This window comes from Novosphingobium sp. PY1, from assembly GCF_017312445.1.
GTDB lineage: Bacteria > Pseudomonadota > Alphaproteobacteria > Sphingomonadales > Sphingomonadaceae > Novosphingobium.
In genome coordinates, this window is record NZ_BLTI01000006.1 from 19,578 (window position 1) to 34,838 (window position 15,261).

Consider the following 15,261-nt stretch of genomic DNA (forward strand, 5'->3'; position numbering starts at 1 on the left):
ATTTCTCCGTTTCGGTCCGGCGAAATGCAGGGGGCCGGACCGTTGAATTCAGCTGCCCTCTAGCGATTGCACAAAGGCATGGGCTGCCGGTTTTCCCGGCTAATCGGAACAATATTGCGCCATGCCGGATGGTTCCCCGGCATGGCCTATCAAATTTCTGCCGAGCCCGCCGATGAAAGATCGGCAAGCGTATGATGGCACAGGATCGCCTGGCCTTCGCTTTCGCGCAGCGGGGCAGGCACGGCATCGCAGGTCCCCGCGATCGCTGCAGGGCAGCGCGGCAGGAAGCGGCACAGCGCCTCCCCTGCGGCATTCCTGAGCGAAGCGCCTGGCATCGCGGCGCGTTCCACGGCAGCGCGGTGGGTGAGCCAGCCCCGGTCCATGTCAGGCACCGAATCGACCAGTAACCGCGTGTAGGGGTGGCGGATCGCGCCGGCGAATTCAGACTGCCGCGACAGTTCCACCGCCGTGCCGGAATAGAGCACGAGCATCTTGTCGCAAAATGCCTTCACCGTTGAGATGTCGTGACTGATGAAGACGGTGGCGATGCCCAGCTTGCGCCGCAACTCGTCGATGAGGTCGAGTATCGCCGCACCCACGACGGTGTCGAGCGCGGAGGTCACTTCGTCGCAGAGCAACACGTCCGGCTCGGCCGCCAGCGCGCGCGCAAGGTTGACGCGCTGTTTCTGCCCGCCCGACAATTCCGTGCTGCGGCGCGTCTCCAGTCCGCGGGGAAGCTGAATGATGTCGAGCAGCTCGGCGACCCGTGCCGCGGCAGCGGAACCCTTGAGCCCGTGGTAGAAGGCGAGCGGGCGCGAAAGGATTTCACCGACGGTATGCGCGGGATTGAGCGCGGTATCGGCATTCTGGAAGACCATCTGGATGCGCCGCAATTGTTCGCGGCTGCGATCTGCCATGTCGGCGGGAAGGACATCGCCGTCGAGTTGGACTTCACCGCCGGCCGCAGGAAGGAGGCCGGCGATCACGCGCGCCAGGGTCGACTTGCCGGACCCGGACTCGCCGATGACCCCGATGGTCGCTCCGCGCTTCAGGGTAAAGCCGACATTGCTCAATACCGGAATTGCGGGCTGGCCATCGACGATGCGGCCATATCCCGCCCTGATTGCCGAAACAGTCAGCACATTGTCTTCGCTTGCGTCGGCCGACGGTCGGACAGCCGGATGCGCAGCGGCGAGGAGCGACTTGGTATAGTCGCTGGAAGGGGCCTCGAGGATCTGCTCCGCGGTGCCTTCCTCGCTCGTGCGCCCGTTCTTGAGCACGACAATGCGATCGGCAACCTGGGCGACAACGGCAAGGTCGTGGCTGACGTAGATCGCGGTGGCACCGCTGGCGGCAATGGCAGACTTGAAGGTACGCAGCACTTCGACCTGCGTGGTCACGTCGAGGGCCGTGGTCGGCTCGTCGAGGATGACCAGTTCGGGATCGGTGATAAGCGCCATGGCGGCCATGAGCCGCTGAAGCTGTCCACCCGAGACCTGATGCGGGTAGCGCTGCCCGATGGTTTCGGGCGAGGGTAGGGCAAGCGAGCGAAAGATTTCGACTGCCTTGGCTTCCGCCGTCCTGCGATCGGCCAGGCGATGGACCAGGAGCGGTTCGATGACCTGGGCCATGATCGGGCGCGAGGGATTGAAGGCGGCGGCCGCACTTTGCGCGATATAGGAAATGCGCCGTCCGCGGATCGTGGGCAGTTCGCTTTCGGCCATCCCGTCGATGCGCATGTCGCCCACGCGAATGCACTCGGCCGAAATCCGTGCGCCGAAGCGCGAGTAACCCATCATGGAAAGGGCGATGGTCGTCTTGCCCGAACCGGATTCGCCGATCAGCGCCAGTACCTCGCCCTTGGGGATGGCGAAGGACACGTCCTCGACGATAGCCTTGCGGGTGCCGTCGGGGCGGGCGACGTCGATGACGAGGCCGCTGACTTCGACTGCGGGCGCGTTCATGCCTTGCCTCCCGGCTTGAGGGCATCGATCAGCAGGTTTGCGCCCACTGTCAGCGTGGCGATCGCGAGCGCGGGGACAATGATCGCCAGCGCACCTTCGGTGATCCCGGAGATATTCTCGCGCACCAGCGAGCCGAGGTCGGCATGGGGCGGCTGGACGCCAAGGCCAAGGAAGCTCAGGCCCGACAGCAGCAGGACGACGAAGACGAAGCGCAGGCCGGTGTCGGCCAGCAGGGGATGGATCATGTTCGGCAGCACTTCGCGCAGGGCAATGTGGACCGAGCCTTCACCGCGGGCGCGCGCGACCTGCACGAAGTCGAGCGCCACCAGATTCATCGCCAGCGCCCGCGCGATGCGGAAATTGCCGGGCACGTAAGTGGCGGCGGCGATCACCAGCAGCAGCGAGAGCGAGGATCCGAAAGCTGCGACGAGGACCAGCGCGAAGATCTTCGAAGGGATCGAGATGAAGGTGTCCATCGCACGCGAGATCACTTCGTCGGTCCAGCCCCCGCGGATGGCGGCGAGCAATGCAAACGAGGTCCCGATGCACACAGCGATCATCGCTGCACCCAGCGCGAGGAACACGGTGTAGCGCGATCCCCACAGGACGCGGCTGAGCACGTCACGACCCAGGTAGTCGCTGCCCAGCCAGAACTGCGATGAGATTCCGCTGAAGACGTCCTGATCAACGAAGGCGCCGACCGAATAGGGTGCGAGCCACGGGCCAACGAGAGCCACGACGAGCCAGAAGACGACGAGTGCAAGACCGATGCGTCCGGACACCGGCAAGCCGCGCAGGAAGGTTGTCAGTTTAGTGCTCATGCGCGCAGCCTCGGGTTGGCGAGGATGGCGACGATGTCGGCCACCAGCATCAGGGCAAGATAGGTCGCGCAGAAGATCATCGCGCAGGATTGCAGCAAAGGCATGTCGCGGCTCGTCACGGCATTGACCATCAGGCTGGCAAGGCCGGGAAAGTTGAAGATCGTCTCGACGATGATGGCACCGCCCATGAGGTAGGAGAGGGAAAGCGCCATGGCGTTGACCACCGGGCCAACGGCATTGGGCATTACGTGGAACAGGACGATGCGCGAGAAGGGCACGCCCTTGAGCTTGGCCATCTCGACGTAGGGACGATCCAGCTGATCCGCGACAGCAGCGCGGGTCATGCGGGCCATCTGCGCCACGACGACGCAAGTCAGCGAGAAAACCGGCAGGGCCATCGAGCGCAGCATCGCGCTCCAACTGGCCTCGGGTGTGACCAGGGCGATCGAGGGCAGCCAAAGCAGCTTTACCGAGAAGATCAGCACACCCAGAGTCGCGATCAGGAACTCGGGCATGGCGACGAGCGAGAGCGTGGTGACGTTCAGCGCACTGTCGAGCCTGCCACCGCGATTGATCGCGCTCGAAATGCCGATGATCAGGGCGAGGACGGTTGAGATAACGGCCGTGATCGCTGCAAGTGTAAGCGAATTGGGCAGTCGGTCGGAAATGATCTGGCTGACCGGCATGTTGGCGACATAGGACATGCCGGGATCGCCGCGCACGATGCCGCCGAGCCAGGCGACGTACCGCACGTGCGCCGGGCGATCGAGGCCCATGTCATGGCGCAAGGCTGCCACCTGTTCCGCGGTTGCGCTTTGGCCGAGCACTTCCTGCGCGGCGTCGCCGGGAAGCAGGCCGCTTACCGTGAAGATCACCAGCGAAACGAGAAAGAGAGTGAGCAGCGAAGACAGTACGCGCCTGATGATCAGCGGCGCGAGCTTGGCCAGCGAGGACTGGGTTTTTGCAGGAGCCGCCATCAGTCTTCCCACCATGCGTATTCGGCGAAGCGATAGCCCATGAAAGCTCCGAGCGGGACCGGGACCAGGCCCTTGAGGCGGCGGTCATGACCGTCGAGCAGGCTGATGAAGACGGGAATTGCCACGCCGCACTTGTCATGCACGATGCGCTGCATTTCGCCGTAGAGTTCGGCACGGCGCGCTTCGTCGGCCTCGCCGCGGGCTTCGATGAGCAGGCGGTCGAAGCGTTCGTTCTTCCAGCCGCTTTCGTTCCAGTTCGCCTTTGAATCGAAAAACAGGCTGAAGATAAGGTCGGCGGTCGGACGCGGATTGCAATTTCCGAATGTCATCGGATGCCGCATCCAGTGCGTTGACCAGTAGCCGTCGGCAGGCACCCGGTTGACTGCGAAGTTAAGACCGACCTTCGAGCCGTACTCCTGCAGGATCGAGGCCATGTCAACGGAGCCCTCCGCCGCAGTCGCAGCGAAGATCGGCATGCGTACGCCGGTCAGACCGGAGCGCTGAATATGCCAGCGCGCCTTGTCGAGATCGAGCACTGTCTGCGGCACGTCCGGATTGAAATAGGGCTGGAACGGCGCGATCGGCTGGTCGTTGGCAATTGTCGCGTAGTTGCGGAAAAGGGCTCGCTTGATCAGCGGCCTGTCGATCATCAGCTTTACCGCCTGCACGAAATCGGGGTTGCCGGTCGGCAGCTGGTCCTGGCGCATGATGAGATCGGTAAAGAGCGCGGATGGCGTTGCCATTGTCGCATAGCGCGGATCGGCCTCAATCCTGCGGGTGGAGCGGGGATTGATGGCATTGCACAGCTGGATGTCGCCGGAAAGCAAGGCGTTGACGCGGCTGACCTCGTCGGGAATCGCGATCAGCTCCACGCGTTCCAGATGCGGCCTACCCGGGATCCAGTATTCCTCGTTGCGCACGACTACGGTGCGTACGCCGGGCTGGAATTCGGCAAGGCGAAAGGCGCCCGTGCCATTGCCGTCCGGTGCGTTCTGACCGGCACGCACGACCAGAAAGTGGGACTGGGCAAGTATCGTGGGCAGGTCGGCATTGGCTCCGGTGAGCCGGATCGTGACACCATAGCGGCCGTCGCTGCGAACGTCGGCGAATTGGGCGGCGATCGTCTCCATCTTCGAGCCGACTGCCGGATCCTTGTGGCGCAGCAGGGAAAAGACGACGTCTTGCGCCGTCAATTCGCTTCCGTCGTGGAAGCGTACGCCGCGCTCAAGTTCGAAGTGCCAGGTGATCCGGTCTGCGCTATCGATGGACTTGGCCAGGGACGGGCGCGGAACGAGGCTTTCGTCCTCGATGCAGGTCAGCCCGTTGTAGAGCATGAAATGGCGCGTGTAGTCGGTTGCCAGCGCGCCCTTGGCAGGGTCGAGCGTATCGGCGGTCGAAGCGGCCTGCGTCGCAACCCGGATACTGCCGCCCTTCTTTGGAGTGGCCTTGCGCTCGCCGCCAGCGCAGCCGCCCAAAGCCAGCAGTCCCGCGCCGGCAAGACCCGCGCCGATCACGCTTCGCCTCGAAATGGAGTGGCCGCCGATCAGCATCGCTTGCAGTCCTCGCGCTTGATTGCCACCGCCAACGCCTCGCGCCTGCCCGATCGGGGGAACGGTAGGCGCGAGACGCGGCGGGTGAGAGGCAAAATCACAGCGTCGATGCTCAGAGGCCGACGACCGCGGGCAGGCAACCGATGTGCGGAATTTCGACATCGCGATAGTTGGCATTCGACGGCTCGTGGCCACGCCCGACGAAGACGCGGCAGCCGAAGCCGAGGTCCGTCGCCGTGTTCTGGTCGTAGCGGAAGCTGGACGAGACGTGCATCATCACTTCCGGCCCGCAGCCCAGCTGGTCGAACATGTATTCGAAGGCCTGCATGCGCGGCTTGTAGGCCTGGGCGCTCTCGGCCGTGTAGACACGGTGGAAGGGCGCGCCGAGCAAGGCCACGTTGTGCGGGATCTGATCGTTCATCGCATTGGAGAGGATGACGAGCGGGATCTTGTCGGCAATCTTGGAAAGTCCGCCGGGCACGTCGGGATGCGGACCCCACTTGGGCACCATGTCGTAAATGGAATCGGCGTCAGCTTCGCGGTATTCGACGCCGAACTTCTTTGCGGTGCGGCGCACGGCGTTGCGGATGACTTCCCGGTAAGGCTTCCAGGCCCCAAGTGTCTCATCGAAGCGGTATGTCGAGAAAACGGAGCACATGTGATCCATCGCCTCGGCCGGGATGCGATCGGCGAAGAACTCACGGGCCATTTCCGACATGTGAAAGCGGATCAGCGTGCCGTAGCAATCGAAGCTGATGTACTTGGGCCGGAAGGGGGGGGTGAAGCTGGAACTGGCGCTGGTCATTTCGTCGCTTGATCCTCTTGCGCGGGCCACGAATGCCTCGCGCTTCTCGCTGTCAATAAGGCCACTTCCGCTGCGCTACTTGTGTCCGATTGCAGGGAAGAAGTGGTGAGATTTGCTGTTTTGTCCTTGCGAATTCGGCACAGCATGCTGCGGTTCAATATCCGCGGCTGCGGTCTACTTCGCCGTCCGGTTCCTCGCCCGCAAGCACGCGCCTCAGATTGCCCATGAGCGAATGCACGGCCGTTTCCCTCCGGGTTACTCCGGCGACGTGGGGAGTGAGGAAAATCGCAGGATGCGAATAGAATGGATGGTCCTGGGGCAGCGGTTCCGGGCTGGCCACATCGAGGAAGGCCGCCGACAATTGTCCCTCGTCAAGCGCGGCGCAAAGGTCTTCGGCTACGAGGTGGCCGCCGCGTGCGGCATTGATGATCGCGGCCCCGCGCGGCAGACGGTCGAAGAGGCTGCGGCACAGAATGCCGCGTGTTTCGTCGGTCAGCGGCAGCAGGCAAACCAGGATGTCGCAGCGGGCCAGGAACGGATCGAGCCCATCTGCTCCGGCATAAGTGTCGACACCCTCGATATCGGCTCCGCTGCGACTCCAGCCCAGCAGATTGAAGTCGAGCGGAGCCAGCGCCTTGATCGAGGCGCGGGCCAGTTCGCCGAGGCCGAGGAAGCCGACCGTGCGTTCGGAGCAAAGCAGGACATCGCGCTGGGTCCAGCGGCAAGCGCGTTGCTCGGCGACGTAGAACGGCAGGTCGCGGTGAAGCGCCAGCGTCGCCATGACGATGTATTGCGCCATGGTCACTGTAATGCCGGGCTCGATCATGCGAACGACGCGCACATGTGGCGGTACGAGTTCAAGGTCGAGCTGATCGACGCCTGCGCCGATACTGAACAGGATTTCCAGGTTCGGCAGGCTCGCGATCAGTTCGGGCGTCAGCGTCCAGGCGACGAGGAAGCGGATCTCCTGCGGATCGCCCAGCTCCGGCCAGCAGCGAAAATCGACTTCAGGCATCTCGCGCGCGAATATCTCGCGCCAGAGCGTGCCGCGCTCTTCGTCGCCGCAGTGAAGGATCGAGGTCATTTCTTGGCTCCCGGTCGAGAGGAGCGGGCGCGCCACCATTGCAGCGGTCCGCTGATGCAGAGGAAAATAAGCGCCAGGGCTTCGGCCATGAGCAGCAGTCGTCCTGGCAGGCCGAAACTGTCTCCGGCGTGCAGCGGCAGCACCGTGAGCCACAGCGCGGGATTATCGTCGGATTTCAGAACTTTGTCGAGGGAGGGGCCGGTCGCATCGATTTGCACCACGTCGACGGCGCGCGGACCGGCTTCAGGAGCTAGCAGGTTGATGGCCAGGGTGCCGTCAAGTCCGATGCGGATGTCGCGCATGCGCGCTTCCGGCAAACGGGCATGAAGCAGGGAAATGGCATTGTCGACCTGGCCGCTGCTCAGAGTGATGGTCCGCGCCGGAGCGGCAGAAGCAGGAGCAGGTCCCAGTGGCAGGTCGGCGGCGGCAAGCAGGACACCCGTTGTCGCACTGAACAGGATCAGGATCGAAGCGATGGCGCCTGCGCTTCGGTGATAGAGGCGCAGCTTGATGCGCGAAGGCAGATTGCGGCGCACCTTGAGCGAGGCGACTATGCGGCCACGTCCCGGCCACCAGTGCTTTACACCGCTCACCCCGATGAGGAAGAGGGCGAGGCCGTTGAGCGTGACAATGGCAATGCCAAGCCAGTCGCCCAGCAGGCGATAATGGATCTGCAAGGCAGCTTCGATCGGGAAGCGCCATATCGGACCCGCTGCAAGCACACGGGCATTGCCCGGATCGATCGAGGCATAGCGCACTTCGCCCTGCGCGCCGGTTAGCTGGGCAAAGGCGGCAGCATCGGGGCCGGAAGGCATGAACAGGCGCGTGACCCGCATGGTCGGGAAACGCGCCCCGGCCGCTTCGAGAATCTGCGAAAGCGGCGCCGGCTGCATGTCGTGGCTGCTCTGGCGCGTCATCGCGCCGGGATCGAGTGTCTGCGCCAGCGGTTCGCGAAACAGGATCATGGTGCCGGTAAGGGCCTGGATCAGCAGGAGCGGCGCGAAGGCCAGGGCGATCCAGCGGTGAATTCGAAGAAAGGTACCGGGTTTCATGGCTGTCCTGAAATTAGCGCCCGCCACTCCCCGCTGGGAAGGGAGTGGCGGGCGCGCTGTCGGGAGGCCGTCCTTAGAAGGAGAAGTCAACCCGGAAAGTCACCGTGCGCGGCTGGCCCGGCGATACCCAATACCTGTGGTAGGAGGCTGGGTAGTACGTCACGTCGAACAGGTTGGTGGCATCGACGCTGAGCTTGACGCCATCGCTCGGCGCATAGCTCGCAAGGGCGCGCACCAGCGTGTAATCGGGCAGGTAGAAATCGACACCCGTCTCGCCAAGGCGCTTGCTGGTGTAGTTGACGCCGCCGCCGATGGTGACGACGCCGGCATCGCCGAGATCGAATTCCTTGGTCACGAGCAGGTTGGCCGCGTGCTTGGGAATGTTGATCAGCGGATCGCCCGACTGGATGTTGAGGCCGAAGCTCACATCCAGAGCCGCGCTCGTCCACTCGGCATCGGTATAGGCATAAGTCGCGTATACGTTGATGCCACCGGGCAACTTCGCATTGACGTCCGCCTCGATACCCCGGCTGCGCGCCTTGCCGGCTGCGAGCGAGAACCCGGCATTGATCGGGTCGCTCGTCAGGATGTTGTTCTTCTTCATCGTATAGGCGGCGAGCGTTGCGGTAATCATGTCATCGGGCGACACGAAGCGCAGACCGGCCTCGTAGGACTTGCTAGTTTCCGGGGCGAACGGGTTTCCGGCAAAGTCGATGCCGCTGTTTGGACGGAAACCCGTGCCGTAGCTGGCGTAGAGGCTGAGCGTGTCCGTCAGCTGGTAAAGCGCGCCGATGGTTGGGCTGAAGCGCTTCTTGATGATGACGGTCGTCGTACCGTTGATGTTATTCACGATCTGCTGGCGGAAGTGGTCATAGCGGCCACCGCCACGGATCTTGAAGGCATCGGTAATGTCGATCTGGTCCTGGAAGTAGACGCCCCAGGACTTCTGCGTCTCATTGGAGTTCTGGATTACAGCGGTCGGAACCGGCAACTGGCCATAGACCGGATTGTAGATGTCGATGGCGTTGTTCGCCGCCGTGATCGGATCGCCCGCCGTATAGGGACCCGGTCGGAAACGAAGCTGGTTCAGGTTGATCTTGAAACGATCCCAGTCGGCGCCCACGAGAACGTGATGCGCGATCGAACCGGTGTAGAGCTTGCCGGAAACCTCGCCGCGGAACACCAGGTTGGTGGTGCCGTAATCGCGGTAGCGGCGCTGGCGGGCAAGGTAATTGCCGGTTTCCTCGAGCGTCTGGCGGCTGCCGGCCAGTTCGGCATCGCTCGAATAGCCCTTGAAGCTGGTATCGCGGTAACCGAAGCCGGCCAGGAAGACCCAATCCTTGGCGAGGTCCTGCTGAAGCTGGACCTGGTGGCCGAGCACCTTGACCTTGGTCGGGCCGTCGCCGGGTTCGCCCAGGAAGGTGGAGCGCGGGATCAGGCCAAGCACGCCGTCCACGGCAACTACGCCGCGGTCGAAGGGCACTTCCTGGTCAACGAATTCCATCTCGTAGCTGATGCTGGTCGACGATGAGGGTTCGAACAGCACCGAGGGCGAGGCGACGATCTTGTTCGAATTGATCGTGTCGCGGAAGCTCCCGGCGTCCTGCGCGGCGCCATTGAGCCGGATGGCGACCTTGTCGTTCAGAGCTAGGTTGTAATCGCCTTCGACGCGGTAGGTCGAGAAGCTGCCGGCCGAAGCCGCAAAGCTGCCGAAGGTGTCGTCGAGGGTGGCCTTCTTGGTGATGATATTCACCGTGCCGCCGGGCTCGCCGCGGCCGAACACGGCGCCGTTCGGACCCTTGAGGACTTCGATGCGCTCGATGTTCGAGGCATCGCGCGGGCCGCCATAGCCGCGTCCGCCGTTGAAGCCGTTGACAAGGAAGCCGCTCGGGAAGTTCTCATCACCGGCAAAGCCGCGGACCGCGAAGGCGTCCCACAGTCCGCCGAAGTTGTTCTGGCGGGAGATGCCGCTGGCCAGATCGAGAGCGGAATCGAGCCGGGTTATATTCAGATCCTGGAGCATCTTGCCGTCGATCTGCTGGACCGATTGCGGTATCTCTGCGAGCGGAACGTCGCCCCGATACTGCTGGCGCTGGCCGACGACGGTAATGGTATCGGAGCTTTCGGTGTCGTTTGCCGTCTCGTCTGCCATGGCGATGGCGGGGAAGGCGACAAGCGCCGTACCAGCCAACAGGGAAGCGTGAACTGCGGAATTAAAAATTCTCATCTTGTGACCCCTCACTTGAGTTGTTCCCACGTCCTGCAATTTCCAGTCGAGCAGATCTTCTTTGGTACAAACTCCGCGAATTCTGCGGATTTTGCGACCTGTCCGCTTCTTTTTGCAAGATAGAGGCTATCTGGACGCTGACAAATCTTTATTCGTAACTTGGGGGCCGGACGGATGATTATGACGAATTGAGGTCATTGTCCGATTATTCTGCCGCGCTCCGGTTCGTGGGCAATGCAGCATGACCTGCCGATGCCCCAAAGGCAATTGTGCAGTTGCGAAATGAAGGCCTGGCAAGGTGCTGACTTTGCCCGATGTGATGTGCGCAAGGGCCATTTTGCACTGCAATATCTCTGGGATGTGCGGGGGGTATTCAGGCCCTGGGCCGCTATCTTCCACGGATGCATGACCAATTATTATGCTGCTTCCAGTTTTGTGCGTGCCAAAAAAGAAGGGCGAAGCGCCGGATGGAAGCGCTTCGCCCTTGTTCAGGCTCGGGAATGTCCCGGGTGGATCAGGGTTTGAAAAGGTCCTTGTAGAAGCCCGCGACCTTGACGGTCACCTTGACCGGCGCGTCGCTCTTGTTGCGCCAGTACCAGCCATGCGTCCCGTCGAAGGTTGCGGTGAAATCGCCCTGACCGGCCTCGCTCTGGCGTTCCTTCCAGTAGCTGGTGAATTCGTCGTCGGCTGCGTTGACCGGTTCGCCGTGCATGTCGACCTTCACCGGACCGCCGGTGGAGTGCCAGGAGAAGACGAAGCTGTCGCCCTTGACCATGTGCGCCTTGATCTCCGCGCCGCTGTGCGGGGGCAGGTCAAGGGTGAGTTCGTCTTCGCGCCAGGCGGTGGCGCGTTCGATCGAAGCGCGGGTTGGGGTGACCAGCGATGCGGCCGGCCCAGTCGAGACAGGAGCGGAATCCTCGTCTTCTTCCATCACGGCCATGCCGGAGATGCCCAGTCTGGCGCCGATGCCGGTCGGATCGATGCCGTATTCGGCGGGCAGAACGAACAGGGTGAGCACGCCGCCCGCTGCAACGGCCGCTCCGATGCAGGCCTTGGCAAGCGTGGCGGGAGAGGCTTGCACGTTGCGTGGAAGCGCGGCGATGTCTGCGGGATATGTCGTGGCCATGTCAGGCTCCCTGGGTGAAGTAACCGGTCAGCTGGTAGCCGACGAGGACGAAACCGGCGCACATCAACGCCGCGTTGGCAGCGATGGCGCTGCGCTGGAAGCTGCCGCTCAGTCGCCAGATGTTCATGGCGATGAGAATCAGGCCCAAGGCCATGAACTGCCCAAGTTCGACGCCGACGTTGAACGACAGGAGGTTAGGGATCATGCCCTCGGGCGAGAGCGTCAGATCCTGGAGCTTGGTTGCAAGGCCGAAGCCATGAAACAGGCCGAAGACGAATACCGCGGCACGGGGATTGGGCGCCCAGCCGAACATCGTGCGAAAGCCGTCGAGGTTGTCGATTGCCTTGTAGGCGACAGACAGTCCGATTATGGCATCGACGATGTAGGGATTGGCGCGAATGTCGAAGATCGTACCGACCAGCAGCGTCGTGCTGTGCCCGATCGCGAACAGCGTGACGTAAGTCCCGATGTCCTTCATCCGGTAGAGGAAAAAGATGACTCCGGCGAGGAAGAGCAGATGGTCGTAACCCGTGACCATGTGCTTCGCGCCGAGGTACATGTAAGGCAGGATGGCGATGCCCGAACTGCCCTCGATGAAGGCCTTGTCCGCTTCTCCCACTCCGTGGGCCTGGGCCGAGGCGGCGATCGCCAGCGCTGCCAGAAGGGTGCAGGTGGCTGTCAGCGCGCGTCCGGCCGCGGCAAGGCGGCGGGACGCTGCGAGGGCGGCCGTCTGCATTTGCGTCAGAGCTTGAAGGTCGCGAAAGTCTTCGTGCCGCTGCTCTTTTCTACCAGCGAGACGATGACCTTGGACCCGGCCTGAAGTTTGACGCCGGGCGCTGCAAAACAGTTGGCCTTGGCTGCATTCATTGCGGTAGTGGCCTTGGCGCCCGAGGCACTCGTCACGATCAGCTTGGCGCTGAATTCGCTGGCGGGCAGGGGTTCGTCTTCCTCACTGATATAGACATCGACGCCCTTGGCGCCCTTGACCAGTTCGAACAGGGTTTCACCCGACATCTGGACCATGCCGCCGTGCTGGGGCTTCATGCTGCCATGGGCATAGGCGGTGCCCGGGATGACTGCAGCCGGAGCTGCGGCCAGCAGGCTTGCAGCGAACAGGGCGGAAAATGCGGAAGTCTTCATTGGGGGATCTCCGTGTATCGGGCTCGCGAAGGCCGGCCATCGCGGCCGGCCTTTCGGATTATTCGGGCAGGTGCGGCAGAACGAACGACAGCGAGGAGCGGTATTCGACCTGGTCGTACTTCGTCGGCTGGTCCGAAGGCCCGACGTAGATGCCCATCAGAACATTGAGGCCCTGGTTGCGCAAGGTGATCGTTGCCGTACCGTCAGCATCGGTCTTGACCGGGATCTGGTCGGGATCGTTGACGTAGTCGGACATCACCTGGACGCCTGCCATGGGCTTTCCATTGAGATAGGCGCGAACCTTGAGCGGCTTGCCCTTGTCTTCGGGGATCGGGCCGACCGGCACGAGCTGGAGCACGAGGCCTTCGAAAAGCGGCACTTCCTTCTTCGGAAGTTTCTCGAAGTGGAGAGCGTACTTCCAGTTGTGTTCGGACAACGCCACGTCCGCGACTTCATCCTTCGTCGTGTTGTGCCAGCTTCCGGCTTTGTCCTTGGTCCACACGCCATAGTCCATGACTGCGGTCATCGCTGCAATCGGTTCGTCGCTGTCGACGATAGGCACGATGCCGGCTTCTCGCAGGGAGGTCTCGACCGGTTGCCAGTCTTCGTCATAGCCCTTCACGAGAGTGAGATGCTTCATGCGGCCGACGGCATCGAGATCGTCGGCACCCACGCCGTAGATCAAGGCGAGCTGCTTGGCGCGCTGCGCGAACCAGATGGCATGGGCATCGGCGGGCGCGATGGAAGTAAATCCCAGCGCGAGAGCGGAGGCAAAAGTGGATGCGAGCAGGAAGGGCGAACGACGCGGCAATGATCTTCTCCTCGGTTTTCTTGAGCACAGCATGTGGTGATGCCAGCGCAAGATATTGCTTTTTGCGAGGGGTGGATCGGGAGCAAATAGCGAATTAGCCAGCCGGGCGGCAGCATTGCGTTCTGCGAGCATTATTGACTGCTGTGCGAATATAGAGCGGTCCAGCACCCTGCACAGGCGCTCGCAAAGTCTGGGTTTCCTGACTTTGAGAGGATTATCGCCGGCCGGCTTCAGGTGCCTGCCCTTGGGTTACGGCAATACCCATGGCTTCCAGTCCAGTGCGGATGTCCCTGTCGTTGCCGAGCTGGAACGTGCCGCTGACCCGTGCTTGCGTATCGGCGGGGTTATCGAGGACGAGCGGCCGGGCTAGGTAGGGGTTGAGCTTTTTCAGCACTTGCGAGACCGGCTCGGCATCGAAGCTGACCGCCCCCGTTGTCCACTGGCTGGCGCCGGCAGGATCGCTTCTGGCAATGACGAAGCTGCCGCCTGCGTCGCGGGACAGTTCTTCTCCGGGTACGAGCTCGGCCGTCTGATCCGCGTCGGCCACCCGCACCTTGCCCTGCGCTAGCATCACGAGCGGATCGTCGGGCTGCTGCGAAACCATGAAACGGGTTCCCAGCGCGGTCACGCTGCTATCGCCCGAAGTAACGGTGAAAGGGCGGTCCGCGTCATGCGCGACGTCGAAGAAGGCACGGCCCTGTTCCAAGGTGAGGCGCCGTGCATCATCCGACAGCGCGACTTCCACGCGCGAGGCCGCGTCGAGCGTAACGCTCGAGCCATCGGCAAGCCGATAGGTGCGGGGCGCCTCTCGGCCGTTCGCAAGGACCTGCACGGCCTGGGAAGCGGTCAGGCCGGGGCGGTCCGTCCAGATATAGCTGCCAAGGCCGACGACGATGAGCAGGCAGGCAGCGATGGCGGCCCACGGTGCGAGCGTGGGACGCGGCGAGCGCTGCTTCGCTCCGCCGAAGCGCATATTTTCGCCATCCTCGGCGCCGTCATTGGCAGCGAGGCGCGCGCGTGCAGCCGATCGCATGGCAAGGATGCGCGGATCGTCCCTAACCGTGTCAAGCGAGTTCCAGAGGTCTTCGGCTTCCTGCAGCGCTTGCCGGCTTTCGCCGGAAGATCGTGCCTCGCCCGACGCGTCGCGCAGGAAGGCGGCCAGTTCCTCGTCGCTCATGCCGCCGCTCCTTGAATGCGGATCAGTCATCGCTCTCCTCCAGCAATGCGCGCATTGCCTTCATCATATGCTTTTCGATCGCACTTACCGAAATGCCCATTGCGGCAGCGATCTGCTTGTTATTTAGATTCTCGAACCTGCTCAACACGAAGATATCGCGCGTGCGCTCCGGCAACATGCCGATGCGTGCCACGACCCTTTCTATCTCATTCTTTCCCATCAAGACGCGCTCGGGCGTAATCTCCTCAACGGGGTGCCGAATTTCCGTCAATTCCTCGTGGCGATTGGCGGCTCGCACCGCGCCGCGGCGGAAGCGGTCGGTCACGACGCTGCCTGCGGTACGAAACAGATAGGCGCGCGGATTGTCGATGACCCCCTGGTCCGGCAGCCGGCACAGCCGCATCCATACGTCCTGTACGACATCGTCTACGTCCTCCTTGCGATCGAGGCGACGCAGCAACCATTGTCGCAGCACGGGCAGGTGCGGAAAGATTGCGTCGTGCAGTTTGTTCGGCTCGCTCATCCGG

General features: G+C 62.8%; 14 protein-coding genes. All 14 read right to left on the reverse strand.

All coding sequences use genetic code 11. The features are described 5' to 3' along the window. Nucleotides 1-149: 149 nt before the first annotated feature. Complete coding sequence (locus J3474_RS08215; protein WP_207093757.1) at nt 150-1,964, reverse strand: ABC transporter ATP-binding protein; 1,815 nt, start codon at nt 1,962-1,964, stop codon at nt 150-152. Next, a complete protein-coding gene (locus J3474_RS08220; protein WP_013836597.1) occupies nt 1,961-2,785 on the reverse strand; it encodes an ABC transporter permease in 825 nt (274 codons plus the stop codon). Before J3474_RS08220 ends, J3474_RS08215 begins: the two co-directional genes overlap by 4 nt. Then, nucleotides 2,782-3,777 (reverse strand): ABC transporter permease, encoded by a 996-nt coding sequence (locus J3474_RS08225; protein ID WP_207093758.1) that lies wholly within the window; start codon nt 3,775-3,777, stop codon nt 2,782-2,784. The genes J3474_RS08220 and J3474_RS08225 overlap by 4 nt, the downstream gene beginning before the upstream one ends. After that, nucleotides 3,762-5,312 carry an ABC transporter substrate-binding protein gene (locus tag J3474_RS08230; RefSeq protein WP_207093759.1) on the reverse strand — a complete coding sequence of 517 codons (1,551 nt, stop codon included), beginning with the start codon at nt 5,310-5,312 and terminating at the stop codon, nt 3,762-3,764. Before J3474_RS08230 ends, J3474_RS08225 begins: the two co-directional genes overlap by 16 nt. Before the next feature lie 112 nt (nt 5,313-5,424). Next, nucleotides 5,425-6,117 (reverse strand): haloacid dehalogenase type II, encoded by a 693-nt coding sequence (locus J3474_RS08235; RefSeq protein ID WP_013836594.1) that lies wholly within the window; start codon nt 6,115-6,117, stop codon nt 5,425-5,427. Between the two features lie 154 nt (nt 6,118-6,271). Continuing rightward, complete coding sequence (locus J3474_RS08240; protein WP_207093760.1) at nt 6,272-7,201, reverse strand: glyoxylate/hydroxypyruvate reductase A; 930 nt, start codon at nt 7,199-7,201, stop codon at nt 6,272-6,274. Then, nucleotides 7,198-8,253: a PepSY domain-containing protein gene (locus J3474_RS08245; protein WP_207093761.1), complete on the reverse strand. Its 1,056-nt coding sequence runs from the start codon at nt 8,251-8,253 to the stop codon at nt 7,198-7,200. The genes J3474_RS08240 and J3474_RS08245 overlap by 4 nt, the downstream gene beginning before the upstream one ends. A 73-nt stretch (nt 8,254-8,326) precedes the next feature. After that, nucleotides 8,327-10,480 carry a TonB-dependent siderophore receptor gene (locus J3474_RS08250; protein WP_207093762.1) on the reverse strand — a complete coding sequence of 718 codons (2,154 nt, stop codon included), beginning with the start codon at nt 10,478-10,480 and terminating at the stop codon, nt 8,327-8,329. A gap of 514 nt (nt 10,481-10,994) precedes the next feature. After that, nucleotides 10,995-11,606: a hypothetical protein gene (locus J3474_RS08255; protein WP_207093763.1), complete on the reverse strand. Its 612-nt coding sequence runs from the start codon at nt 11,604-11,606 to the stop codon at nt 10,995-10,997. Between the two features lies 1 nt (nt 11,607). Continuing rightward, on the reverse strand, nt 11,608-12,342 hold the full coding sequence (locus J3474_RS08260) for a HupE/UreJ family protein (RefSeq protein WP_207093764.1): 735 nt from the start codon (nt 12,340-12,342) through the stop codon (nt 11,608-11,610). 5 nt (nt 12,343-12,347) lie between these two features. Then, nucleotides 12,348-12,746 carry a hypothetical protein gene (locus J3474_RS08265; protein WP_207093765.1) on the reverse strand — a complete coding sequence of 133 codons (399 nt, stop codon included), beginning with the start codon at nt 12,744-12,746 and terminating at the stop codon, nt 12,348-12,350. Between the two features lie 58 nt (nt 12,747-12,804). Next, nucleotides 12,805-13,557: a DUF4198 domain-containing protein gene (locus tag J3474_RS08270; protein WP_041558269.1), complete on the reverse strand. Its 753-nt coding sequence runs from the start codon at nt 13,555-13,557 to the stop codon at nt 12,805-12,807. A gap of 214 nt (nt 13,558-13,771) precedes the next feature. After that, nucleotides 13,772-14,734, reverse strand: a complete 963-nt coding sequence (locus tag J3474_RS08275; protein WP_207093766.1) for a FecR family protein — start codon at nt 14,732-14,734, stop codon at nt 13,772-13,774. A gap of 22 nt (nt 14,735-14,756) precedes the next feature. Beyond that, on the reverse strand, nt 14,757-15,257 hold the full coding sequence (locus tag J3474_RS08280) for an RNA polymerase sigma factor (RefSeq protein ID WP_013836585.1): 501 nt from the start codon (nt 15,255-15,257) through the stop codon (nt 14,757-14,759). Between the last annotated feature and the right edge of the window lie 4 nt (nt 15,258-15,261).